We start from the raw sequence: 23,668 nt of genomic DNA on the forward strand, positions 1-23,668 counted from the left end.
AGTGATTCAGCAAGAATCGCGTCTGCGCGTCGCCGACAACTCTGGTGCACGTGAACTGCTGTGCATCCGCGTTCTCGGCGGCTCTGTCCGACGCTCCGCTGGCATCGGCGACGTCATCGTCGCGACTGTCAAGGACGCTGTCCCAGGTGGCAACGTCAAGGAAGGCGACATTGTAAAGGCAGTTATCGTCCGTGCGAAGAAGGAAACCCGTCGTCCAGACGGCTCCTACATTCGCTTTGACGAGAACGCTGCAGTTGTTCTCAAGGGCGATAGCGAGCCTCGTGGTACCCGTATCTTCGGACCGGTTGCTCGCGAACTTCGTGACAAGCGTTTCATGAAGATCGTTTCTCTCGCACCGGAGGTGATCTAGTCTTATGAAGATCCATAAGGGAGATATGGTGATCGTCATTTCGGGCCCAGATAAGGGCGCGAAGGGCAAGGTCATCGAGGCATACCCAAAGCGTGACAAGGTCCTCGTTGAGGGCGTTAACCGCATTAAGAAGCACGTCGCAAACTCTGCTGCCGAGCGTGGCGCCGAGTCCGGCGGAATCGTTACCCAGGAAGCTCCGATCCACGTGTCCAACGTTGCGATCGTTGACTCCGAAGGCAACCCGACCCGCGTGGGCTACCGTTTCGACGAGAACGGCAAGAAGGTCCGTATCGCGCGTAGCAACGGGAAGGACATCTAAAAATGAGCGAGAACTACACCCCGCGTCTGAAGACTCGCTACCGCGAGGAAATCCGCAAGTCCCTGAATGACGAGTTCAAGTACGACAACGTCATGCAGATCCCTGGCGTCACCAAGGTTGTTGTCAACATGGGTGTTGGCGAAGCCGCACGTGACTCCAAGGTCATCAACGGCGCACTCGAGGACCTGACCGCTATTACCGGTCAGAAGCCACAGCTGCGTCGCGCTAAGAAGTCCATCGCGAACTTCAAGCTCCGTGAGGGCATGCCTATCGGTGCACGCGTTACCCTGCGCGGCGACCGTATGTGGGAGTTCCTGGACCGCCTGCTGACCATCGCGCTGCCACGTATTCGTGACTTCCGCGGCCTGTCTGATCAGCAGTTCGACGGCCACGGCAACTACACCTTCGGCCTGTCCGAGCAGTCCATGTTCTACGAGATCGACATCGACAAGATCGATCGCCCTCGTGGTATGGACATCACCGTCGTTACCACCGCTACTAACGACGACGAGGGCCGCAAGCTCCTGCGCGAGCTCGGCTTCCCGTTCAAGTAAATAGAGCGCTAAAAATCCCAACTCCCCGGAAGGGGCGTTGGGATTTTCTAGTTTTACCGAGCATCTTGATTTCAAAGGTGCGCAGGCGCTGGCGTGTGCGGGCCTGGCTTAAGCGCTTTCGGCCTCTGTGTGCGTGGTGCCCTCATACTGCCAGCCGACGACCGCGTTGCGCACCGCTGGCTCCAGCGGATTCGCAGGTTGGATACAACTGATGGTGAGTAGGCGGCCGGGCATGGGGCCTTCGCCCCAGATAGAGGTGTCGTCAGACAGGCCTTGCTTATCAGGGTCGTGCAGGTCAGTTGCGGTATAGATGAGCCAGTTCTGCCCGGAGTCTTGGGTGCGCACGTAGAGCTTGTCTCCCAGATGAACCTTGTGCTCATTGGCGGATCCATCGTAGAGGTTATTGAATACGCCTGGCACGCCCGCACCCGTATGCCCGGCGATGACTACGATGTCCTGGGCCGTCGTGCCCGGCAGTGAATAAGGACGGTCTTCGGCTGTATAGGTGCAGGCCTTATTCATGGAATCCGGATTGATGGCGCCGTTAACTACGCGGCAGGAGCCGTCCTGGAAATCGGCATGGACCTCAATAGCCGGGATGAAGAGCTCGACCGCAGGTGAAGGGTCGATGGCAGGCGCCTCTTCTGCGGTGACTTCATTGGTCTCTAGTCCCTCTGGAGGATTGGCCACGCGGTTAATTGTGCTAGCGAGTAACACGGTGGCGACGATGCCGATAACCACCCGAAGGATGCCAGAGGACTTCCATGCCCTTTTGATCCGCTCCCACAGGGTGGGTTTGCGGCGGTGCCGGGGAAGCGATGTGTCCTCAATGCGGCGCGGTGGGCGGCGGCGCTGTTGTTGGCGGGTGCGCGTTTCGGTCTGGCGCCACTGGCGATCAGCATCTGTGCGGTCGGATCGCGATGGAACGCTCCGGCGCCCATGAGCGGGAAGCCGATTCGGTTCCCTCCGCGGCCGGTAGTGGGAATCCATGCGACCTCCGAAGAGAAATTAAGGGTTATAGGAAAGCTCTAGCTTACAACGAAAGGGCGCGCATACCCGGAATTGGCTCGGAAACAGGTGGCCACGATAAGATTAGAGGGATTTAATTCGCTCTAATTAATGAGGTAGAAGATGTCTCTCAATGATTCCGCAAAGGCGGCGGCTGTCAAGAAGGTCACCTTATTAGATGAATCCTTCGCTCGCTTTGCAGTTCGTGCTACTTTGGCCGGCGTATACTTGTGCATCGGTACCGCCTTCGCCGGTGTGGTAGGCCAAGCTGTCAATGGCGTTGCGCCGGGTTTGGGGGCTGTGGCTTTTGCCCTGTTTTTTGGAGTCGGCCTATTCGCCATTTTGCTCTTGGGTGCGGATCTGGCTACCGGCAACATGATGTACATGGTCTATGCCGCCAGCAATAAGCAGGTGCGGTGGGGTAAAGCGCTCTACTTGCTGCTTATTACCACCATTTTCAACCTGGTGGGGGCGATCATCTTTGCCGCCATTATGGCGATGTCCGCCAAATTTGCTGACTTGGATCCTTCGCACCTGCTGGTGACGGTTTCTGAAGGCAAGCTCATCAAGTCCCCGCAGGGCATGCTGGTAGAGGCCATCGCCGCGAACTTCGTGGTCAACATGGGCATCGTCGGTGCCATCTTTGCCAAGGATGCGGATTCAAAGTTCTTTGTCATCATCCCGATTATCGGAGCCTTTGTAGCGTTGGGCTTGGAGCACGTTATCGCGAACTTCTGTCTGTTTAGCATCACGCTATTCGCCTCCGATCCGGTGCCTGCAACTCTGACCGCCGGCAACGTAGCTCTCAATTGGATCCTGGTATGGATCGGCAACTTCATCGGTGGCGGCCTATTGGTTGGCGGCGTATACGCCTGGCTTAACCGCGGGCCGGAGGCCTACCGCGATTAGGCGAGCTCGCCGGAATACAGATTAAAGCGGTCGCCGCGGGCGAAGCCGACGAGCGCCATGCCGGTTTCGCGGGCCGTTTCTACGGCCAGGGAGGAGGCGGCGCTGACGGCAACCAGCATGCCAAAGCCGGCCATCGTAGCCTTTTGGACGAGCTCGAAGCTGGCGCGCGAGCTCATCACCAAAATGAGGTCATCGGCGGGGAGTCGTTCCTCTAATAGGAGGTGGCCGATGACCTTATCTGCGGCATTGTGACGGCCGATGTCCTCGCGGATGACTACCGGTTCACCGTCTAAGGTGAACGCACCGGCGGCGTGGATGCCGCCGGTCTTTTTAAATTGCTTCTGCTCGGCCCGAAGCTTGTCTGGCAGCTTGGCGACGACATAGGGGTCCACTGGTATATGCGGAATCGGGTAGCGGGTCTGCTTAGTCAAAGCCTCGATAGAAGAGGTGCCGCATACTCCGCAGGCAGAATTTGTGGTGGTCAACCGAAGATCGCTCAGATCCAGCACATTCTTCTTCGCCAGATCGATGTCGAGCAGGTTGTAGGTATTCATGCCGTTGACGGTGGCGCCGGCGCAGTAGCGGGCCTCGGTGACGTCGCTAAGCGAAGCAATATGGCCCTCTGAATGCAAGAATCCATGCGCCAGCTCAATGTCATGGCCGGGAGTGCGCATGGTGGTGGTGATGGTCTGGCCGCCCGCGCGGATTTCCAGGGGCTCCTCGCCGGCGACGGTATCGGCGCGGGTATCGACCTGCAGGCCATCTCCCAGGCGGACCTTGGTGACGGCAAAAGTAGAGTTCTTGCGGCCGGCCATTACTGCAGCTCCTGCTTCAGGACATCGATATTGCTGCGGGCTTCCTCTGCGTTGCCGGAAGCTAGTCCCACGAGGAAGGCAGTAAGTGGGGCCGCGGGGCGGGAGCGCTTGTGCGCGACGTCCTTGGTGAGGTCCAGGATTTCGCGGGTGAGTGCGGTCGCCTCCTGGGGATCGAGGCCGAGGTGACGGGCGGCTTCTTCGAGCCACTCGTGTGCGGATTGGATGGGGTCCTCGTGTGTTTGGCTCATCACCATCTCCTTATTCACGTTCGTGCTGGTCTCGACTCTAATGAAGGCACAAGACTATTTGGAAAACCGCAGGTTATGGCGTAGCATAGTACCTCGTGCTTGCGCCGAGGCGTTGGCGTGCCCCAATCATTGTGGATTTTGGCACGCTGAGCTGCAGAAAGCGCTGAGCCGATGCAAGAACTGAACATCAACTTTGTTGTAGGCCCCTCGCCGTAGATAGCGGACCGTTGTCTGAATCAAAGGGTGGCGAGCGCCTTACGGTATTGACCGTAGGGAGCGTGAGTAGCCCGAAATCACACGGAGAACGCTTTGGTGAGCACGGGAACCGCAACGAGAAAGGTACACGGTCACTCATATGACTATGACTGATCCTATTGCCGACATGCTGTCGCGCGTGCGCAACGCAAGTAATGCGCACCATGACACCGTGTCGATGCCTACCTCCAAGCTGAAGGCAAACATTGCCGACATCTTGAAGCAGGAAGGCTACATCGCTGACTACACCGTCGAGGGCCACACCCTGTCCCTCGAGCTGAAGTACAACAACCGCGAGCGCTCCCTGTCTGGCCTGCGTCGCGTGTCTAAGCCGGGTCTGCGTGTGTACGCAAAGTCCACCGAACTGCCACAGGTCTTGGGCGGCCTGGGCGTGGCTATCATTTCCACGTCCCACGGCGTGCTGACTGACCGTCAGGCTGAGGAGAAGGGCGTAGGCGGAGAAGTTCTCGCCTACGTCTGGTAAAGGGAGGTTTGACACATGTCTCGAGTCGGTCTAGCACCAATCGCCGTACCGAACGGCGTCGAAATCAAGATCAACGGCCAAGACGTTCAGGTGAAGGGCCCTAAGGGTACCCAGAGCGTTAACGTTCCAGAGCCTATCGCCATCAACCTGGAAGACGGCGTACTGTCCGTCTCCCGCCCTGATGACCACCGCAAGCACCGTGCCCTGCACGGTCTGTCCCGCTCCCTGCTGAACAACGCCGTTGTTGGCGTGACCGAGGGCTACACCATCAAGATGGAAATCTTCGGTGTTGGCTACCGTGTTCAGCAGAAGGGTAAGGACCTGGAATTCAGCCTGGGCTACTCCCACCCGATCCTCATCGAGGCTCCGGAGGGAATTACCTTCGCAGTGGACGGCGCAACCAAGCTGTCCATTACCGGTATTGACAAGCAACTAGTCGGACAGATCGCCGCTAATATCCGTCGTCTGCGTAAGGACGATCCTTACAAGGGCAAGGGTATTCGCTACGAGGGCGAGCAGATCCGTCGCAAGGTCGGAAAGACGGGTAAGTAAGCAATGGCAAACACTGAAAACACCAAGCGCACTCCAGTCGGCAAGGACATTTCCTCTCGTCGTCGCGAAGCACGCGCACGCCGTCACTTCCGTATCCGTAAGACTCTGCGTGGCACCCCTGAGGCACCGCGTCTGGTTCTTCACCGCTCCTCCCGTCACATGCACGTGCAGGTCATCGACGACCTGGCAGGCCACACCCTGGTCTCCGCATCCTCCATGGAGGCGGACGTTCGTGCACTCGAGGGCGATAAGAAGGCCAAGGCTGCCAAGGTAGGCGAGTTGGTTGCCGAGCGCGCTAAGGCCGCTGGCATCGAGCACGTCGTATTTGACCGCGCAGGCTACAAGTACCACGGCCGCGTCGCTGCGCTGGCTGACGCCGCACGTGAAGGTGGTCTGAAGTTCTAATGATCATCGTCAACGGAAACATCAACGGAAGGAACGCCTAATGTCGGACCGTGAACAGCGTGACGGCGGACGCTCCGCCGAGAACAACAAGAACAACCGCGGTGGCAACGGCCGCCGCAACGATCGTCGTAACCACCAGGACAACGAGCGCGATAAGTACATCGAGCGCGTTGTGACCATCAACCGCGTCTCCAAGACCGTTAAGGGTGGCCGCAACATGTCCTTCACCGCCCTCGTCGTCGTAGGTGACGGCCAGGGTCAGGTTGGCGTTGGCTACGGCAAGGCCAAGGAAGTCCCAGCCGCAATCCAGAAGGGTGCTGAAGAGGCTCGCAAGAACTTCTTCCGCGTTCCGATGATTGCCGGCACCATCACCCACCCGGTTGAGGGTCGCGACGCAGCTGGCATCGTCATGATGAAGCCTGCCGCACCTGGTACCGGTGTTATCGCTGGTGGTGCTGCTCGTCCAGTGCTCGAATGCGCTGGCGTGCAGGACATCCTGTCGAAGTCCCTGGGCTCCGACAATGCACTCAACGTCGTCCGCGCTACCGTGGACGGCCTCAAGCAGCTGGTCCGCCCTGAAGAGGTTGCCGCACGTCGTGGCAAGTCCATCGAAGAGGTCACCCCGGCCCGTATGCTGCGCAAGCGCGCAGGTCAGGAGGCATAAGCAATGGCTCTGAAGATTACACAGGTAAAGGGCCTGGTGGGCACCAAGCCGAACCACCGCAAGAACATTGAGGCTCTTGGTCTCAAGCGCATCGGTCACTCCGTAGTTAAGCAGGACACCCCGATCGTTCGCGGTATGGTTCACAAGGTTCGCCACCTGGTCACCGTCGAAGAAGTGGCAGGGGAGTAAACCATGGCTGATATCATCAAGCTGCACGACCTGCGCCCAACCGCAGGAGCAAACAAGCCTAAGACCCGCGTCGGCCGCGGTGAGGCATCCAAGGGTAAGACCGCTGGTCGCGGTACCAAGGGCACCGGTGCTCGTAAGCAGGTTTCCGCTGCTTTCGAGGGTGGCCAGATGCCGATCCACATGCGTCTGCCTAAGTTGAAGGGCTTCAAGAACCCGAACCATGTTGAGTACCAGGTAGTTAACGTAGCTGACCTGGCTGAGAAGTTCGCAGATGGCGGCGACATCACCGTTGCTGACATCGCAGCTGCCGGCCTGGTCCGCGCTAACAAGCCGGTCAAGGTTCTGGGCAACGGTGACATCAACGTTAAGTTGAACGTCACCGCTGACAAGTTCTCCAAGTCTGCTGTTGAGAAGATCGAGGCTGCTGGCGGTTCCGCCAACACCAAGTAATCTCCTCTAGGTAGATTTCATCCCCCTCTCCGCACACGCGGGGCAGGGGGATTTTTAGTGCTTTATGACGGACGCACCGGGGTTGGCGCGAATAGTTGGGCGGGGCGAATGCCAGCACTCGGCAGTGAACATTGTTGACAGCAAAGCTTTATAAATAAATAAGGTTAGTGGTATAGCGATATATATTCACGAGTGTTACAGTCGTCCTTAGTTGAAAATCATCTAACGTTAAGGAGCTTCTTATGTCGTCTGTTTCTTCCCTGCTCGCAACCGCAGTTGCTGCCATCATGCCATTTGCTGGCTCTACCGGCCCGGTCGATGCCCAAGAACAGCTCTCCCAGCCGGATCCTGCTGAGAACGCCCAGACCGCACCGGTCGAGGCTGGTGAGCAGCCTGCGCAGGACCAGCAGCCGGGCGCCCACGCTGAGAAGGGCCGTATCACCGGTGACAAGGAAGACGTCATCAACGGTGACGCAGAGGGTGCCGAAGAGGTCGATCCAGGGTTCAACGGTGGCAACCTGCAGAGCGGTAAGCTGGCCGTGCAGCGCGAGCTGGCGCTTGCTACCCAGGAGGCCGGCCACGAGTTCATGAACATCGAGTTTAAGGACGATCACTCTGCTCACCTGACCTTCCCGGAGACTTACAACCCGGAGAAGGATGAGGCAGCTGTGCAGCGCGTCATGGACGCCCTGAAGATCAACGGCTACGACAACATCACCACTGCCTACTAAAGCGCGAATGTCCCGAGACTTTGGGACGAAAAAGGAGGGTGGAACGCTCGGGGAGGGCGTTCCACCCTTTTTGCTTTTCCCACCAGAGTAGCCGCGGGGGAGGAAAGGCCTAGGCCTCGTCTACGGTCTTCTCGTACAGGCCGGGGAAGCGGTCATCCGGATCGGTCACCGCTTTAATGGAGGCAGGAAGACTGCCGCCGTAGAGCTCTTCGAACTTCTCCCGGGAATAGAAGGCCTCTGAGTAGAGGGATTTGTGCCCGCCCAGCTCGTTGACCTTGGCTTCGATAACGCGGTTGAATGCGCCATTATTCGGAGCGGAGGGATCCACATGATCCCCTTCCACGCCGGACCAAAAGCCAACGTTGACCCAGGTTTGTCCGGGGCGAAGCGGATACAGCGGCCATGGGTCAGCGGAGTCAGAGGCAAGGTCGCCAGTGCCAACAAGTTCGTTTACGCCATCGCGCAGTCGGATAGGGCACAGCCACACCGGTTGAATATCGGAGGCATTAAAGAACCAATGGAGGAATTCCGGCAGGTTTTCTGGGGTGACCTCAATATCCTGCACCACGCGCTCGGCGCGCGGCTTGCCGTGGGGCTTTTTGATGAAGTTATATTCCAGCTCGTATTTGCGGTCGAGTCGGACCAGCTTCCAATAGAAGGAGCTGCGGCGAAGCTCGCGCGGCCACACCTTGCGCACCTTCGGGTTCTGCGCACCAAAAGCACGCGAGCACCAGAACCAGTCGGTATCCCAGCGCCAGATGTAATCGCGGATGGTGAGGCGATCGCGGCGGATGCCAGAGGCGTGCTGAATGCTGCGGTAGTAAATCTTGTCCCGCGTGTAATCGGAGGTTGGTCCCTCCTCATCAGTAAAGCGGGCAAAGACAAGGTACGCCTCGTCCTCGGAGAAGACTACGCCGTCGAGGCCGTGGACGGGTTCGCCGCGGTGGGTGTGGGAAGAGGCGACGTCGGCAAGCGCGCGGCTCGCTTCCTCCACGGTGTGGAAACGCTCTTCGCGCAGCTCTACATAGGCGGGCACGGGTTCCAGCTCAATCTTGAGGCGCACCGCGTAGCCCAGCGAGCCATAGGAGTTGGGGAACAGGCGGAAGAGATCGACGTTGTCTTCGCGGGAGCAGGTGAGAATCTCGCCGGTGCCGGTAAGGACATCCATCTCCAGCACGGACTCGTGTGGGAGACCGTTGCGGAAGCTGGTGGATTCCACGCCCATGCCAGTAACCGCACCCCCCAAAGTAATGGTCTTAAGCTGCGGTACGACGAAGGGCATGAGGCCGTGGGGCAAAGTGGCATCCACGAGGTCCTCATAGGTACACATGCCCTGCACATCGGCCGTGCGGGCAACTGGATCGACCTCAATGACGCCGCTAAGGCCGGATACGTCGAGGCCCTCCTGCTCCTCGCTGCGGCTGCGGAAGAGGTTGGAGGTTTTCTTTGCTAGGCGCACGCGCTTTCCGGCCGGGACGGCACGGAAGCTCGCCAGTAGCTTATCGACGCCCTCCTGGTGCGCCGTCCACCCCACCGGCTCAATGGGCATGGCATCCACTGGCCGCGGCTGGGCGGCGGCGAGGCGTTCACGCAGGTTATCAATGAGAGTCATGACACCCCTCCTTAAAAGCGGCTATCTTCCCACCAGCGGCGCTCGGGAACGCCGGCGCGGGAACCGGCCTCGCCTAGCTTGACGCCGAGGAAGTGATACAGGTTGATGATATTGCGCTCAAAGCCCCACTCAGATCCGGCCATATAAATGCCGTAGAGGCGGGCGGTGGGCAGGCCCACGGTTGCGCAGGCCTCGTCCCAATTGTCCTTCAGGTTCTCGCACCAATCGTGCAGCGTGCGCATGTAATCAAAGCGCAGAGACTCGGTGTGAATGACTTCAAAGCCATTGTCTTGCATGGCCTTGGTGACATTGCCGGAGCCGGTGAGCTCGCCGTCAGGGAAGATATAGCGGTCAATGAAGCCGCCCTTGGGAGTCTTGTGGTTATCCGGGTAGGTGATGTTGTGGTTGAGCATCAGGCCACCGACCTTCAATTTGCCGTGGAGGAACTTGAAGAAGTCGTTGTAGTTCTTCACGCCAATGTGCTCGATAATGCCGATGGCGGAGATAGCATCGAAGCCCTCTTCGGTGATATCGCGGTAGTCCATGAAGCGGACCTCCGCCAAGTCTTGGAGGCCTTCCTCCTCAATCTTGCGCTGGCCCCACTCGGCCTGTTCCTTGGAGAGGGTGACGCCGATGGACTTCACGCCGCGGCGTGCCGCGTAGCGCACCATACCGCCCCAGCCGCAGCCCACATCCAAGTGGCGGTCGCCCTCTTTGAGGCGGAGTTTGTCAAAGATGAGGCGGTACTTATTTTCCTGCGCTTCCTCTAGCGTGGCGTCTGGGGAGGGGTAGTAGGCGCAGGTGTAGGTCATCGAATCGCCCAAGAACAGCTCGTAGAAATCATTGCCAACGTCATAGTGATCAGAAATGACATCGGCATCGCGCTGTTTCGAGTGCTTGGACAGGCCGTCGTGTAGCTTGCGGCGCAGCCATGAAGCGCGCTCCACCTCGGGGACCGGCTGGATTTGGAAGGCGCCCATGGATGCTAGGGAGCGAACAACGCGCGCCAGGGTCTTGGCATCCGGCTTCTGGAATTTGTCATACATGGCATGCAGCGCATCAAAAATTCCATAGGGGTGGGCCGGGTGATCGCCATGCACCGTGATGCCGTCCGTGACATATGCACGCGCAAAACCGACATCGCCGGGATGGGTAGCAATAAAAGAGAGGCCCTCAAGGCTATTAATAGTCACCTTGTATTGGGCGTCTTCTGGTCCGGTCGCGGACCCGTCAAAGGCCTCCCAGCGGAAGGGGTTGGGGCTAGGGACAAAAACGTCGATGATCTCAGCAACGGTCATCGGCGTGAATTTCTTGCTCATAAGTACTTCTTTCGAAACATTTGGTTCACACCAATAACGGCCTCGAAGCGCAAGGCTGTGAGGTCGGAGACTATTTAAGGGGATTGCGCGGGGGCAATACCCCTCATGGTAAACCCCGGATGCAAAACGCGCGAAAGATCAAGCAATCATGGTCACACTATTGGGTCTTAATGTGGCTATGTGGGGTAAGGCTGGTAGGGTAATGGGGTCATAAGTGTTCAACCGTCCCTGAAGGAAACCTGAATTTCCCCTAAGCTTTCTGGCTCAGGGGGTGTGGTTTCCTAGGGGTAGATGAGTTTCCACCTCCGTGTGTGAACGCGAAACCCTCCCTAGATTTTGCGTTCGGCAGCGGTAGGCCAGGAGGATTTTGTAGTGTCCGCCATTGTCCAGGCTTTCAAGGATGCCGACCTACGTAAGAAGATCATCTTCACCATCGTGATGATCATCGCGTACCGCGTCGGTGCACAGATCCCGTCTCCGGGTGTTGACTATGCGTCTATTGCTGGCCGTTTGCGCCAGTTGACCGAGCAGTCCGGAGACCTTTACTCCGTCATCAACCTCTTCTCGGGTGGTGCGCTGCTGCAGCTGTCGATCTTCGCTATCGGCATCATGCCGTACATTACGGCGTCTATTATTGTGCAGCTGCTGACCGTGGTCATTCCTCGCTTTGAGGAATTGAAGAAGGAGGGCCAGTCCGGTCAGGCCAAGATGACCCAGTACACCCGCTACCTGACCCTCGCGTTGGCGTTGCTGCAATCCTCCGGCATCGTCGCGCTGGCAGACCGTGAGCAGCTGCTGGGCCAGGGCGTACCGGTCTTGGCAGATGACCGAAACTTCTTCACCCTCATTGTCTTGGTCATCACCATGACCTCCGGCGCTGTACTGGTGATGTGGATGGGTGAGCTCATCACCGAAAAGGGCATCGGTAACGGCATGTCCCTGCTCATCTTCGCTGGTATCGCAACCCGCCTGCCCACCGATGGTGCAAGCATCCTGCAGAACAATGGCGGCCTCGTCTTCGCCATGGTTGTAGCCGGCTTGGTCGTCCTAGTTGTTGGCATTACCTTCATCGAGCAGGGCCAGCGCCGCATTCCGGTTCAGTACGCAAAGCGCATGGTCGGCCGCCGCCAGTACGGTGGTTCCTCTACCTACCTGCCGCTGAAGGTCAACCAGGCCGGCGTTATCCCGGTCATCTTCGCTTCCTCCCTTATCTACATGCCGGTCCTCATTACCCAGATTGTGAACTCTGGCTCCCCCGGCACCCCGGATAACTGGTGGCAGCGCAATGTCATCGCGCACCTGCAGGCACCTTCCTCCTGGCAGTACATCGTGCTGTACTTCGTCCTGACCATCTTCTTCGCTTACTTCTATGTCTCGGTCCAGTACGATCCGGCAGAGCAGGCGGATAATATGAAGAAGTACGGCGGCTTTATCCCGGGTATTCGCCCGGGCCGTCCGACCGCGGAGTACCTTGGTTATGTGATGAACCGTCTGCTGTGCGTGGGCGCCCTGTACCTGGCACTTATCGCCATCCTGCCGAATATCCTCTTGGACCTCGGCGTAGGCAGCTCCTCCGCCAGCGGCACCTCCGCCTTTGGTGGTACGGCCATCCTGATTATGGTCTCCGTCGCCTTGACCACGGTCAAGCAGATCGAGTCCCAGCTACTGCAATCCAACTACGAAGGACTACTTAAGTAATGCGTCTTGTACTTCTAGGACCTCCCGGTGCCGGCAAGGGCACCCAGGCAGCTATCCTCAGCGAGAAGCTGAACGTTCCGCACATCTCCACCGGCGACCTGTTCCGCGCCAACATTGGCGAAGGCACTCCGCTGGGTGTAGAGGCAAAGTCCTACATCGATGCAGGCAAGCTGGTACCTACCGACGTCACCGCCCGTATGGTCGAGGACCGCCTTAATCAGGATGACGCCAAAAATGGCTTCCTGCTGGACGGCTTCCCACGTACCACCGAGCAAGCAGACATCTTGGAGGAGCTGCTTGCTAAGAAGGGCGAGAAGCTCGACGGAGTTCTCAACTTCGAGGTCTCTGAGGATGTTGTTGTTGAGCGCATGATGGCCCGTGGCCGCGCCGACGATAATGAGGAGACTATCCGCACCCGCCTCGGTGTCTACCGCCAGGAAACCTTCCCGCTTATCGAGCACTACGGCGATGCCATCATCTCCATCAAGGCCGAAGGCGCCGTGGAGGAAATCAACGCCCGTGCGATGGAAGCACTGGGTAAGTAAGCATGGCTTTTCGACGCCGCAGTAAGCGCATCCCCGCCCGCACCCCGGGCGAGCTAGACGCCATGCAGGCCGCCGGCGAGATTGTTGGCAAGGCACTGCAGGAAGTCCGCGCTGCTGCGGCGTCTGGCGTATCTACCCTCGAGCTGGATGCGGTGGCTGAGCAGACCATTCGCGATGCCGGCGCCTATCCCACCTTCAAGGGGTACGAAGGATTTCCGGGCTCCATCTGTGCTTCCGTTAATGACGTCATCGTGCACGGCATTCCGGATAAGGAAACCGTCCTCGCAGATGGCGACTTGGTGTCCATCGATTGCGGTGCCACGCTCGATGGCTGGGTAGGCGATAGCGCTTGGTCCTTTGCAGTAGGCGAGCTCGATGCAGACGTCGCAGCCCTCAATAAGGCCACCGAGTATGTCCTCATGGAGGGCATGCAAGCTATGGTTCCGGGCAATCTGCTTACCGACGTCTCCCATGCCCTAGAGCAAGCCACCCGCCGGGCCGAGCAGAAGTTCGGCGTGGATCTTTTCATCGTGGATGGCTATGGCGGTCACGGCATCGGACGCACCATGCACGAGGATCCTTACCTGGCCAACGAGGGCCGCCCGGGGCGCGGCCCGCTGATCCAAGAAGGTTCCGTCCTAGCTATTGAACCCATGCTAACTTTGGGCACAGAGGATTCTGCCGTGCTAGAGGATGACTGGACGGTCGTTACCCTCGATGGCTCCTTTGCCGCTCACTGGGAGCATACGGTGGCCGCGACCGCCGATGGGCCCCGTATTCTTACCCGCCGCTACTGACATTTATTCCCCGATATGCCTGTTGCACTAGGCATATGCCCCTGAAAGGTTTATACTCACAGCCATGTCTAAATTTAGCTTCCGCAAGATCCGTGCCACGGTTGCAGCGCCCGCAGTCGCTGGCGTGATGGCCTTGAGCACCACCATTGCGGCTCCTGCCGCTACCGCCCAGGAGATTCCGAACCTGGATCAGCTCAGCTCCAAGGCAAACTCCGACCTCGCTCAGTTCTCTTCCCAGTCCGGCCTGGACCAGCTCACCGCTGAGGCAAAGAAGCAGCTGGATAACTTCCATGGCCAGAGCCGCGAGCAGGCCTGGAATACCCGCAACCAGATCCTGGACCAGGCAGAGAAGTTCTCCCCGGAACTGGCACCTAGCGTCCAGACCGCTGTGGACGGCGCCGTAGAATTCCTCTTCCCAGGCTTGATTGCACAGAAGAATGAGGAAGCACGCAAGGCCCGCGAGGCCGCCGCTCGCGCCAACGCTGAGCGCGTCGCTGCTGAGAAGGCTCGTTCTGAGGCTGCCGCACGCAAGGCGGAAGCACAGCGCCGCGCCAACCAGTTCGACCGTGGCCCGTGCCCGGCCGATGCCAAAGTATGCGTTGATCTCGACGGTCGCCGCACCTGGTTGCAGGACGGCGGCAAGGTGTCCTACGTGTCCCCGGCCATGTCTGCTGGCATGCGTGGACAGGAGACCCCGCGCGGCACGTTCTACGTTGGCCGCAAGGTAGAGCATGACATCTCCCGCGAGTTCAATAACGCGCCGATGCCATACTCCATCTACTTCACCAATAACGGTCACGCCTTCCACCTGGATGACCCGGCCGTTGATTCCAATGGTTGCGTTCACCTGCCGCCAGACGCTGCAAAGCGCTACTGGGATAATGTACAGGTTGGCGATAAGGTCTTTATCTACTAAGGCCCGCGCTTAAGCGAAAGCCTCATCCCCCGAACTATTCTTCCGAAGAGGAGAATCGGTTCGGGGGATTTTGCTGGCTTAGGGGGAGGGGCGGGCGAGCTAACGGGGCGTCGGAAAGTGCAGCGGTTTGGAAAACGTGTCGCTGCAGCGTATGCTGTTAAGTCGGTGTATAGCGTCAGCGAGGCTGGCGCGGATACGCCACCGCAGTAGACAACAAACATGCAGGTGACGGCACACTTGGCCGTCGCCAGAAAAGTAGAGGTTATGGCTAAGGAAGGCGCAATCGAGGTAGAAGGCCGAATTATCGAGCCTTTGCCCAACGCAATGTTCCGTGTCGAGCTCGACAATGGACACAAGGTTCTTGCACACATTTCTGGCAAGATGCGTCAGCACTACATTCGCATCCTCCCAGAGGATCGCGTGGTGGTAGAGCTGTCTCCTTATGACCTGACCCGCGGACGCATCGTCTACCGCTACAAGTAAAGACAGTAAGCCTCCTCACCCAAGGGTGAACCCACAGGTTCACTCTGTCCACCTCAGGCTACGGTGGCCTGAGCCCGCACTGGTAAGCAACCCAAGGATTCCCGGCACGGTCCGGGCGAAGCGTTGCATGGAGCGGGACGGATGGGGAGAAAACCGCCGTAACAACCCGAAAGGACACGCCATATGGCACGTCTAGCTGGTGTTGACCTCCCCCGCAATAAGCGCATGGAGGTCGCTCTCACCTACATCTACGGCATCGGTCCAACCCGTGCCAAGGAACTGCTAGAAAAGACTGGCATTTCTCCTGACCTGCGCACTGACAACCTGGATGATGACCAGCTGTCGGCGCTCCGTGACGCAATTGAGGCTACCTGGAAGGTTGAGGGTGACCTCCGCCGTCAGGTTCAGGCTGATATCCGCCGCAAGATTGAAATCGGAAGCTACAAGGGTCTGCGCCACCGCCGTGGCCTGCCTGTACGTGGCCAGCGCACCAAGACCAATGCGCGCACTCGTAAGGGTCCGAAGAAGACGATCGCAGGAAAGAAGAAGTAGTTCATGCCTCCAAAGACTCGTTCCGGCGCGCGCCGTTCCGGCCGTCGCGTCGTAAAGAAGAATGTGGCCCTCGGCCACGCATACATCAAGTCCACCTTCAATAACACCATCGTCTCGATCACCGATCAGACCGGTGCTGTTATCTCTTGGGCATCCTCCGGCCACGTTGGCTTCAAGGGGTCCCGTAAGTCCACTCCGTTCGCCGCTCAGATGGCAGCCGAGAACGCTGCTCGCAAGGCAATGGATCATGGCATGAAGAAGGTTGACGTATTCGTCAAGGGTCCGGGCTCCGGCCGCGAGACCGCCATCCGCTCCCTGCAGGCTGCAGGCCTCGAGGTTTCCTCGATCACGGATGCAACCCCACAGCCGCACAACGGCTGCCGTCCGACCAAGCGCCGCAAGGTTTAAGGGAAAGGAAGAGGTAAGAAAATGGCTCGTTACACTGGCCCCGCTACCCGCGTATCCCGCCGTCTTCGCGTCGACTTGGTCGGCGGCGATATGGCATTCGAGCGCCGCCCGTACCCACCGGGACAGGCTGGCCGCAACCGCATCAAGGAATCTGAGTACCTGCTGCAGCTCCAGGAGAAGCAGAAGGCAAAGTACACCTACGGTGTGCTGGAGCGTCAGTTCCGTCGCTACTACGCAGAGGCTAACCGCCTCCCAGGCAAGACCGGCGATAACCTGGTTATCCTGCTCGAGTCCCGCCTGGACAACGTAGTTTACCGTGCAGGTCTGGCACGCACCCGCCGCCAGGCTCGCCAGCTTGTCTCCCACGGTCACTTCACCGTGAACGGCAAGAACATCAACGTTCCTTCCTACAAGGTCACCCAGTACGACATCATCGATGTCCGTGACCGCTCCAAGAAGATGGAATGGTTCGAAGATGCTCAGGACGCCCTCATCGATGCCAACGTACCGGCATGGCTGCAGGTTGTTCCTGATACCCTGCGCATCCTCGTGCACCAGCTGCCCGAGCGCGCTCAGATCGACATTCCGCTGCAGGAGCAGCTCATCGTCGAGCTTTACTCGAAGTAAACTGTTATACCGCACGGCCTGTAATGGCCTGGCGGATAACCAGGAATCTTCAATCCCGAAGGTTTTTACCCCTCTACCGGCGTCAAATAGCGGTCGCCGAAAAGGAGAATTTCAATGCTCATTTCCCAGCGTCCTCAGCTCACCGAGGAATTCATCGACTCGTCTCGTTCCAAGTTCGTCATCGAACCGCTCGAGCCGGGCTTTGGCTACACCCTCGGTAACTCGCTGCGTCGTACCCTGCTGTCCTCCATTCCGGGTGCAGCGGTAACCTCCATCAAGATCGATGGTGTTCTCCACGAGTTCACCACCATCAACGGTGTGAAGGAAGACGTTTCCGAGATCATCTTGAACATCAAGAGCATGGTGCTTTCTTCCGACTCCGATGAGCCGGTTGTTATGTACCTGAGCAAGGAAGGCCCAGGCGATGTCACCGCGGGCGATATCCAGCCGCCGGCTGGCGTGGAGATCCACAACCCGGATCTGCACATCGCTTCCCTGAATGACACCGCCAAGCTGGACATTGAGCTCGTCGTCGAACGCGGCCGTGGCTATGTCCCAGCCGCTCCTACCTCCGGTGAGATCGGCCGCATCCCGGTCGACCAGATTTACTCCCCGGTCCTCAAGGTCTCCTACAAGGTCGAGGCAACTCGTGTTGAGCAGCGCACCGACTTTGACAAGCTGACCATCGACGTCGAAACCAAGAACTCGATTTCTGCACGCGATGCCCTGGCTTCCGCCGGCGGCACCCTGGTCGAGCTCTTCGGCCTGGCCCGCGAGCTGAACAACGCTGCCGAAGGCATCGAGATCGGACCCTCCCCGCAGGAGACCGAGTACATCGCTGCTTATGGCATGCCGATCGAGGACCTGAACTTCTCCGTCCGCTCTTATAACTGCCTGAAGCGTCAGGAGATCCACACCGTGGGTGAGCTCGCTGAATGCACCGAGTCCGACCTGCTGGATATCCGCAACTTCGGCCAGAAGTCGATCAATGAGGTAAAGATCAAGCTGGCTAACTTGGGCCTGGCTCTCAAGGACACCCCTGAGGACTTCGACCCGACCCAGCTCGAGGGCTACGACGCAGAAACCGGTGATTTCAAGGATCCGGCTGCTGAGGATTCCGAGTAAAGAACCCCGCTGACTTGCGGCAATGACCTAATTGCCGCGCGCTCAACTTTTACCGCATACGAGGAGTACACAATGCCAACCCCTAAGAAGGGTGCCCGTCTCGGCGGCTCCGCCAAGCAGCAGGCTCACATGCTGAGCAACTTGGCAGCCAGCCTGATCGAGCACGGCGCTATCAAGACCACCGATGCCAAGGCGAAGGTTCTTCGCCCGTACATCGAAAAGATCATCACCAAGGCTAAGTCCGGCACCGTTGCTGACCGCCGCGCAGTTCTGAAGCTCATCCCGCGCAAGGATGTTGTTTCTTACCTGTTCGACGAGGTAGCCCCGAAGTTTGAGAACCGTGAGGGTGGCTACACCCGCACCATCAAGCTGGACAACCGCACCGGTGACAACGCCCCGATGTCCCAGATCTCCCTCGTTCTCGAGGAGACCGTAACTTCTGAGGCTAACCGCGCTACCCGTGCTGCTGCTTCCAAGCAGGCCGAGGAAGCTAAGGCAGACGAGGCTGCTGAGACCGAGGCACCTGCCGAGGAGACCGCAGCTGAGGAGTCCGAGGAGAAGTAATTTCCCTTCGGCCCTAGCGCGTGGCCGCCGCCTTTCCCACCCGTGGGAGGGCGGCGGCTTTTTCATGTCCGCATCCCAGCAAGGGGGCGTTGCACGGCCGACCCAGCGCCGGTGGGGAGAAGATGCTCCGGTAGCATGAAGCCCACTATGACAGATGCAGCATCGACTTCCCCCGAAGGGCCGGCGGACGGGTTCGTTCGCCTGCGCTTGGACTTGGCTTATGACGGCACGGACTTTCATGGCTGGGCCAAGCAGAAGGGCGGTCTGCGCACGGTGCAAGGCGTGTTGGAAGAGAAGTTCGCCATGATTGCGCGCACGGAGGTGTCGCTTACCGTAGCTGGGCGCACGGATGCTGGCGTTCACGCTCGTGGCCAGGTGGCGCACGTGGACGTTCCCACAGAAATGCTGGCGCAGCGCTCGGTGGCAGGGGAGCCGGCGAAGCTGGTGCGTCGGTTAGCAAAGCTTCTGCCAGAAGATGTTCGAGTACACGGCTGCGAGTTTGCCCCCGCGGGCTTTGACGCGCGGTTTTCGGCGCTGCGGCGGCACTACGTCTACCGGATTACCACCAACCCGCGCGGCGCGCTGCCAACCCGTGCGCGGGATACGGCCGAGTGGATTAAGCCGGTGGATATCGATGCCATGCAAGAAGCCGCCACTGCCCTGGTAGGCCTACACGATTTTGCGGCTTTTTGTAAGGCCAAGCCGAATGCCACGACCATTCGCGAATTGCAGGAATTTTCTTGGCGCGACGTTTCCACGCCCGAAGAACCGGAGCTTTTTGAGGCCAGCGTGAGCGCCGATGCGTTTTGCTGGTCGATGGTGCGCTCGCTGGTGGGTTGTTGCCTGCGCGTGGGCGAGGGGCGGCGCGATGCCGACTTCGCCGCGGCACTGCTGCAGGAGACGAAGCGCTCTTCCAGCATCCCCGTGGCTCCGGCGAAGGGGCTCTCGCTCGTCGCCGTTGATTATCCGGCGGCGGACCAGCTGGCCGCCCGCGCCGAGGTCACCCGCGAAAGGCGCAGCGTCGACTAGCGCCCAAGTGGCAGCGGTCGCCTACCTGGGATAGCCTGTGTGCTGGGTGTACACAGACTTTTCGGGGGAAAATCATGGCACGTCCGCTGCCTACTACCAAGGCCCAGGTATCGGGCCATAAATTCTTGCGCCGCCGCGTCGAGCATGGGCTCGTCTTAGGCGATATCCGCATGATTCACGATCCTTTGGCTAGGCGCCGCAAAGCGCTCCTTTTCGGCGGGGTCGGCGTCGCCTTCCTTGCGGTGGGCTCTGGCATGTTGGCCTGGCTGCAGCCGAGCCCGCAGCCGGGTGATGCGCCGATTGTGCGCTCGGAGCAGGGCCAGCTCTTTGTGGATGTCAATGACACCTACCACCCGGTTTTCAACCTGGCTTCGGCGCGCATTATCGCCGGGCAGGCGGCCGAGGCGCAGACCATTGGGGATGAGCACCTGCAAGAAGCGCTACTGGGCTCACCGGTGGGTATCTCGGATGCCCCTGGGTACCTCGCGGCGGCAGGCGAGAATCCCCAAGAGCGATGGGCAGCGTGTTTGGCCGGCAAGGATGAGGCGCCGTCTACAGATAACCCGACCAGCATTGGCGGTCACCAGGTAGCGTCGCAGGAGGTTATTGTCCTTGCCGAGCCCGAGCAGAAAAGCCTCGGTGAGGAGCGCGCCGCACTGGTGGAATCCGAGGGCACGCAGTGGCTTGTCACCCAGGAAGGCCGCGTGGCGCTGCCAGATCCCTCCAGCACCGAAGGGCGTGTCGTGCGTCGGGCGGTGGGCGTGGACGATAGTACCCACACTTGGCCCGTGCCGCCTGAGCTGCTCAATGCCTTTGCGGAGCTGCCACCGCTGAACTTTCCGGCCGAACCACCCGAGGTCGTCGATACCGGCCAAGGTTTGTGGGCGCGTACGTCCGAGGGCGTAGCTGAGCTCACGCCTACGCAGGCGGAGATACTCACAGGCGTGGGTGCCAAGGAGACAACAGCCACGCCGCAGGAGATTGCTGCGCTTGCCGACGCCCCCTTAAACCTCAACCTTCCCTCCACGTCCTTCCGCTTCCTAAGCCCGGACGATGGCTGGATGTGTGCTGCTAACGAGGGCGGCGGGGTAGTGGTACCTGCCCAAGCGGGCACTGTCGCCTTGGCAGGTGAGTCGGTGGCCCATCGCTTTGGTGGGCTCAACGCTGGTGGCGTAGGCGTAGACAGCGGCCATGGCTATCACGTGGTCTCACCCACGGGGCAGCGGCACGAGGTCAAGGACAAAGAGACTTTGGAAGCCCTTGGCACCGGAGTGGGCGCGCAGGTGCCGTGGGAGATCCTGCGGTTGCTGCCGGAAGGCTCCGCGCTCAACCGTGAGCAGGCGCTGCAGGTTAGTTCTTAGGCCGCAGCCCGCGCCACACCGCCCACGCAGCAAGCGCCAGCGCTAACCCACCCAGCACCCAGGCACTGCGTGTGGGGGCGCGCGAGTCGACTTCGTCGGCGGGGCGGATGGTCATAGCTCGGGTATCGACGTCCGGGCCCGCTTCCACGTGGGTGAGCACGGTGAGCGGGTCGATGAAGCCGTGCCCTGGCTCCGCGGCGTCCTCCAAGCGCTTGCGGAGGACGGCCGGGCTATCATCGGGAAAGCGTTGTGCCAAGAGGGCAGCGGTGCCGCTGACCACCGGCGCGGCAAAGGAGGTGCCATGGAACTGCGCCGTTCCGTCCGTGCCTTCCTTACCATCGGCCCATCCACCCTCAGGGTTGAGCGCAAGCGGAATGAAACCTTGCGCAGCAAGCTGGGGTCCGTCGGCCGAATTCAACGAGTAGTCAGCGAGTTCGTGCGAATCCGCTTGGGCGCTTACTGAGAGCACCGTGGGCGAATCCGCCGGAAAGACGCGGTCACCCATCTCACAGCTGCCAGAGGACGCATTGCCGGATGCTGCGATCACCACGGCCCCGGAGTCTTCCGCATGCGCCAAAGCACGATCCAAGCGAGAGGTATCGACCTGCGCGGCCACATCTGGCGGGACACAGGAGACAACGGAGATGTTGATGACGCGGGCACCGGCAGCGGCGGCGTCATCAATGGCGCGGGCCAAGGTGTCCAGCGATCCGGTGGTACTGTCTTCCGCTTCCTGGCGATAGTGCGCGCTGGTCTGGCGCACAGCGTAGATTTCTGCTCGCGGGGCGATACCGATATCGTGTCCGGCGATGACACCGGCCACGACGGTGCCGTGCAGGTCGCAATCGCGATGCGGCTCTGGGGACTCCGGCGCGACAAGGTCCGCGCCACTGCTGAGATGCCGCAGTTGGTCGTGACGGGCAACGCCAGTATCGATAACGGCTACTTTGACGCCTTCCCCGGTAGCAAAGGAATGTAAACGGGCCCGGTAGTCTAGCTGCTCCTCGCTTGGTTGGGGCGAAAGCGGTGACGAATGCGCGGCGGCGCATTCGCGGTCCGGCTCGCGAGCGGCCGCATAGGGAGCAGCAGTCAGTCCTGCAGCGAATGCAACTACTAAAGCGGCAGGTAGCACGCGCATTATCCAAGCCCCCTGATGAGCACGAAGACACCGGCTAGGTGCGCGGCCAGCGGCAAACTAGCGGCAATGGCGAGGGATTCTATGCGTTCAAACCACGCGATGGTGGTGGGCTCGAGCCCGTCCACCTTGGGCGCCCACAGCGGGGCGCTCAGCATGGCGAGGAGAACCAGGCAGGCAACAAGTATTGGTGCCCAGGCATCGGCAATCCCGGAATTCGCCACCGCGTGGGTAGCGCATAAGCACGTAGCGAGACAGGCGGTCATCGCCAGCAGCATCAGGGCCCAGCTAGCCAACGCACGACCGTGCCGGGCGGCATGCATGACGACGGCACCCGCGGTGGTCACGCAGAGTGCTTGGACGAAGCCCGCGCCGGTGTGCTCAGCACCAAAGAGCACCGCAACGTACTCGGCGAGAGAATCGGGCGCGCCGCTCGTCGGCGCCAAGGCCGGACCACTGCCCGTCAGCGAGAGGGCGATCAGGGCCGGAATGAGACAGAGCGCCAGCCCACAGCACATTCCCTCATAGGCGCTGCCGGCGCGCCGGGCACGGATATCGACATCCGGCTGGACGGTATCCGAAACCGCGAGGTCTTGGCCGGCCGTGGGCAGCTGCGGGACTTTGAGCCCAGCGGTGGCAACGGTCAGCGCAGGAGCTGCGGCCAACAGGATAATGCCGGCGATCACCACGCAGGCGGCTGCCGCCGTACCGTGGCTGCCCTGGAGACCCGTCCCTGGTCCGGGCAGCAGGTAGCCCAAAGCCGCGACCAACAACAGCACCGAGACGGTGAGTGCCACGGCGGTAGTGCGAACCGTGCTCAACCCGGTGACGTGGCAGGCAAGCAGTACGATGAGGAGGGCGACGCAGGCGGTGAGTGCGGCAAAGGGGGCTTCGCCAAGCGAGGGCGAAATCACCACCCAGCCACACGCCATGCCGGCTACCAGGCTAAGGTGCACCAGTGATAGGGCACGGGTCCACAAGGCGAGCAACAGGGCTCCAGCGCTCAACGCCGCCCACGCCGCTAGGGGAAGGGTGCTAACCCACACTAGGGCGAAGGCGGCAAGCAGCCCTGCCCATGCCCAGATGGTGGGAAGGGCGGCGGTAGTATCCTCCTCAGCCGCGGCGGCAAGCGATTCCGCCGCATCCCGAATCACCGGTGCAGGCCGGCGCTCGCGCGGACTAATAACAAGAATTGAGCCTTCCGTGAGCGCAGTGGCAGCCAGAGGGGCGGTGAGATCGATGGCGCGGCCGGAGGCTGTACTGGCGCGCCAGGGTTCAGAAATGGTGGGCGCATCCACCAAGTCAGTGATCTCCGCCAAAAGCTCTCCCACGCTGGAGCTTAGCGGTAGCGCCACGTCCGCCTCCTTGTGGAAGGCGCCGGCATGAATGCGAACGGTAAGGCGCAGATGATGCGCCGTTGCAGTAGTCATGATGTCCCCCGAAAAATGTATGGATTGTGGGCGTCCCCCTTGCCCAATGTCACATATTGTGGCTTACTAGTGGCGACGTGTCCACCGCAGCGCGGGGAATCTTGGCAGGGGGCC

The 23,668-nt window shown here is 60.1% G+C and carries 30 protein-coding genes; 23 read left to right on the plus strand and 7 right to left on the minus strand.

Translation table 11 applies throughout. The annotated features are described in order from the left end of the window. The first annotated feature begins 1 nt into the window (after window position 1). From rplN to rplE, 3 genes are read left to right on the plus strand one after another with little or no spacing between them, the layout of a single operon-like run. Window positions 2-370 (plus strand): 50S ribosomal protein L14, encoded by a 369-nt coding sequence (gene rplN / locus QP324_RS02360; protein WP_049378875.1) that lies wholly within the window; start codon window positions 2-4, stop codon window positions 368-370. Window positions 371-374: 4 nt separating this feature from the next. Then, the gene (gene rplX, locus QP324_RS02365; protein ID WP_023027809.1) at window positions 375-689 is read left to right on the plus strand and encodes a 50S ribosomal protein L24; all 315 of its coding nucleotides are present in this window, start codon (window positions 375-377) and stop codon (window positions 687-689) included. A gap of 2 nt (window positions 690-691) precedes the next feature. After that, the gene (gene rplE, locus QP324_RS02370) at window positions 692-1,243 is read left to right on the plus strand and encodes a 50S ribosomal protein L5 (RefSeq protein WP_005322808.1); all 552 of its coding nucleotides are present in this window, start codon (window positions 692-694) and stop codon (window positions 1,241-1,243) included. 108 nt (window positions 1,244-1,351) lie between these two features. On the opposite strand, the gene QP324_RS02375 is transcribed toward rplE, so the two are convergent. Further along, a complete protein-coding gene (locus QP324_RS02375; protein WP_284814272.1) occupies window positions 1,352-2,233 on the minus strand; it encodes a hypothetical protein in 882 nt (293 codons plus the stop codon). Window positions 2,234-2,374: 141 nt separating this feature from the next. Here QP324_RS02375 and QP324_RS02380 point away from each other — a divergent pair, with 141 nt between their 5' ends. After that, window positions 2,375-3,160, plus strand: a complete 786-nt coding sequence (locus QP324_RS02380; protein ID WP_284814274.1) for a formate/nitrite transporter family protein — start codon at window positions 2,375-2,377, stop codon at window positions 3,158-3,160. On the opposite strand, the gene fdhD is transcribed toward QP324_RS02380, so the two are convergent. Beyond that, window positions 3,157-3,975, minus strand: coding sequence for a formate dehydrogenase accessory sulfurtransferase FdhD (gene fdhD, locus QP324_RS02385; protein ID WP_284766009.1), 819 nt, complete (start codon window positions 3,973-3,975; stop codon window positions 3,157-3,159). The two genes, QP324_RS02380 and fdhD, sit on opposite strands and share 4 nt — an antisense overlap. Then, entirely contained in the window at window positions 3,975-4,223 is a 249-nt protein-coding gene (locus tag QP324_RS02390; RefSeq protein WP_284766008.1) for a DUF6457 domain-containing protein, read from the minus strand. Before QP324_RS02390 ends, fdhD begins: the two co-directional genes overlap by 1 nt. Window positions 4,224-4,578: 355 nt before the next feature. On the opposite strand from QP324_RS02390, the gene rpsH reads away from it, so the two are divergent. From rpsH to QP324_RS02425, 7 genes are all read left to right on the plus strand, one after another. Then, entirely contained in the window at window positions 4,579-4,962 is a 384-nt protein-coding gene (gene rpsH, locus QP324_RS02395) for a 30S ribosomal protein S8 (RefSeq protein WP_005322799.1), read from the plus strand. Window positions 4,963-4,977: 15 nt separating this feature from the next. After that, window positions 4,978-5,514 (plus strand): 50S ribosomal protein L6, encoded by a 537-nt coding sequence (gene rplF, locus QP324_RS02400; RefSeq protein ID WP_284814276.1) that lies wholly within the window; start codon window positions 4,978-4,980, stop codon window positions 5,512-5,514. 3 nt (window positions 5,515-5,517) lie between these two features. Next, window positions 5,518-5,919 carry a 50S ribosomal protein L18 gene (gene rplR / locus QP324_RS02405; protein ID WP_005322788.1) on the plus strand — a complete coding sequence of 134 codons (402 nt, stop codon included), beginning with the start codon at window positions 5,518-5,520 and terminating at the stop codon, window positions 5,917-5,919. A 40-nt stretch (window positions 5,920-5,959) separates the two neighbouring features. Continuing rightward, a complete protein-coding gene (rpsE, locus tag QP324_RS02410; RefSeq protein WP_023020586.1) occupies window positions 5,960-6,583 on the plus strand; it encodes a 30S ribosomal protein S5 in 624 nt (207 codons plus the stop codon). Between the two features lie 3 nt (window positions 6,584-6,586). Beyond that, window positions 6,587-6,772, plus strand: coding sequence for a 50S ribosomal protein L30 (gene rpmD / locus QP324_RS02415; protein WP_239278110.1), 186 nt, complete (start codon window positions 6,587-6,589; stop codon window positions 6,770-6,772). A gap of 3 nt (window positions 6,773-6,775) precedes the next feature. Next, window positions 6,776-7,222, plus strand: a complete 447-nt coding sequence (rplO, locus tag QP324_RS02420) for a 50S ribosomal protein L15 (protein ID WP_005322777.1) — start codon at window positions 6,776-6,778, stop codon at window positions 7,220-7,222. A 242-nt stretch (window positions 7,223-7,464) separates the two neighbouring features. Continuing rightward, on the plus strand, window positions 7,465-7,953 hold the full coding sequence (locus tag QP324_RS02425) for a hypothetical protein (protein ID WP_284814278.1): 489 nt from the start codon (window positions 7,465-7,467) through the stop codon (window positions 7,951-7,953). Between the two features lie 109 nt (window positions 7,954-8,062). Here the strand turns inward: QP324_RS02425 and QP324_RS02430 are convergent, their stop codons facing one another. After that, window positions 8,063-9,565, minus strand: a complete 1,503-nt coding sequence (locus QP324_RS02430) for an FAD-binding oxidoreductase (protein ID WP_284814280.1) — start codon at window positions 9,563-9,565, stop codon at window positions 8,063-8,065. 11 nt (window positions 9,566-9,576) lie between these two features. Beyond that, window positions 9,577-10,884, minus strand: a complete 1,308-nt coding sequence (locus QP324_RS02435; RefSeq protein ID WP_204610220.1) for a class I SAM-dependent methyltransferase — start codon at window positions 10,882-10,884, stop codon at window positions 9,577-9,579. A 372-nt stretch (window positions 10,885-11,256) separates the two neighbouring features. Between QP324_RS02435 and secY the strand changes: the two genes are divergently transcribed. The 12 genes from secY to eccB all read left to right on the plus strand — a co-directional run bounded on the left by secY (window position 11,257) and on the right by eccB (window position 20,989). Then, window positions 11,257-12,582 (plus strand): preprotein translocase subunit SecY, encoded by a 1,326-nt coding sequence (gene secY / locus QP324_RS02440; protein ID WP_284766004.1) that lies wholly within the window; start codon window positions 11,257-11,259, stop codon window positions 12,580-12,582. After that, on the plus strand, window positions 12,582-13,127 hold the full coding sequence (locus QP324_RS02445; protein ID WP_269954279.1) for an adenylate kinase: 546 nt from the start codon (window positions 12,582-12,584) through the stop codon (window positions 13,125-13,127). Before secY ends, QP324_RS02445 begins: the two co-directional genes overlap by 1 nt. Window positions 13,128-13,129: 2 nt before the next feature. Then, a complete protein-coding gene (map, locus tag QP324_RS02450) occupies window positions 13,130-13,924 on the plus strand; it encodes a type I methionyl aminopeptidase (RefSeq protein ID WP_269954280.1) in 795 nt (264 codons plus the stop codon). Between the two features lie 64 nt (window positions 13,925-13,988). Next, window positions 13,989-14,840, plus strand: a complete 852-nt coding sequence (locus QP324_RS02455; protein ID WP_239278102.1) for a L,D-transpeptidase — start codon at window positions 13,989-13,991, stop codon at window positions 14,838-14,840. 219 nt (window positions 14,841-15,059) lie between these two features. Then, a complete protein-coding gene (gene infA / locus QP324_RS02460; RefSeq protein WP_239278101.1) occupies window positions 15,060-15,323 on the plus strand; it encodes a translation initiation factor IF-1 in 264 nt (87 codons plus the stop codon). A 183-nt stretch (window positions 15,324-15,506) separates the two neighbouring features. After that, the gene (rpsM, locus tag QP324_RS02465; RefSeq protein ID WP_005322765.1) at window positions 15,507-15,875 is read left to right on the plus strand and encodes a 30S ribosomal protein S13; all 369 of its coding nucleotides are present in this window, start codon (window positions 15,507-15,509) and stop codon (window positions 15,873-15,875) included. Window positions 15,876-15,878: 3 nt separating this feature from the next. Next, the gene (gene rpsK, locus QP324_RS02470) at window positions 15,879-16,283 is read left to right on the plus strand and encodes a 30S ribosomal protein S11 (RefSeq protein WP_005322764.1); all 405 of its coding nucleotides are present in this window, start codon (window positions 15,879-15,881) and stop codon (window positions 16,281-16,283) included. 21 nt (window positions 16,284-16,304) lie between these two features. Further along, a complete protein-coding gene (gene rpsD / locus QP324_RS02475) occupies window positions 16,305-16,910 on the plus strand; it encodes a 30S ribosomal protein S4 (RefSeq protein WP_005322762.1) in 606 nt (201 codons plus the stop codon). A 114-nt stretch (window positions 16,911-17,024) separates the two neighbouring features. Further along, entirely contained in the window at window positions 17,025-18,035 is a 1,011-nt protein-coding gene (locus tag QP324_RS02480; protein ID WP_005322760.1) for a DNA-directed RNA polymerase subunit alpha, read from the plus strand. A 72-nt stretch (window positions 18,036-18,107) separates the two neighbouring features. Further along, a complete protein-coding gene (gene rplQ / locus QP324_RS02485; protein ID WP_239278100.1) occupies window positions 18,108-18,599 on the plus strand; it encodes a 50S ribosomal protein L17 in 492 nt (163 codons plus the stop codon). A gap of 147 nt (window positions 18,600-18,746) precedes the next feature. Then, window positions 18,747-19,628 (plus strand): tRNA pseudouridine(38-40) synthase TruA, encoded by an 882-nt coding sequence (gene truA / locus QP324_RS02490; protein WP_284814286.1) that lies wholly within the window; start codon window positions 18,747-18,749, stop codon window positions 19,626-19,628. Between the two features lie 74 nt (window positions 19,629-19,702). Then, window positions 19,703-20,989 carry a type VII secretion protein EccB gene (eccB, locus tag QP324_RS02495; RefSeq protein ID WP_150851298.1) on the plus strand — a complete coding sequence of 429 codons (1,287 nt, stop codon included), beginning with the start codon at window positions 19,703-19,705 and terminating at the stop codon, window positions 20,987-20,989. On the opposite strand, the gene QP324_RS02500 is transcribed toward eccB, so the two are convergent. Together QP324_RS02500 and eccD are read right to left on the minus strand one after the other, a co-directional pair. Beyond that, window positions 20,979-22,127 (minus strand): S8 family serine peptidase, encoded by a 1,149-nt coding sequence (locus QP324_RS02500; RefSeq protein ID WP_269954282.1) that lies wholly within the window; start codon window positions 22,125-22,127, stop codon window positions 20,979-20,981. The genes eccB and QP324_RS02500 overlap by 11 nt on opposite strands. Then, window positions 22,127-23,554: a type VII secretion integral membrane protein EccD gene (gene eccD / locus QP324_RS02505; protein WP_284814290.1), complete on the minus strand. Its 1,428-nt coding sequence runs from the start codon at window positions 23,552-23,554 to the stop codon at window positions 22,127-22,129. The genes QP324_RS02500 and eccD overlap by 1 nt, the downstream gene beginning before the upstream one ends. Window positions 23,555-23,668: the final 114 nt, after the last annotated feature.

This window comes from Corynebacterium sp. UMB0012 (assembly GCF_030216265.1).
Lineage (GTDB): Bacteria > Actinomycetota > Actinomycetes > Mycobacteriales > Mycobacteriaceae > Corynebacterium.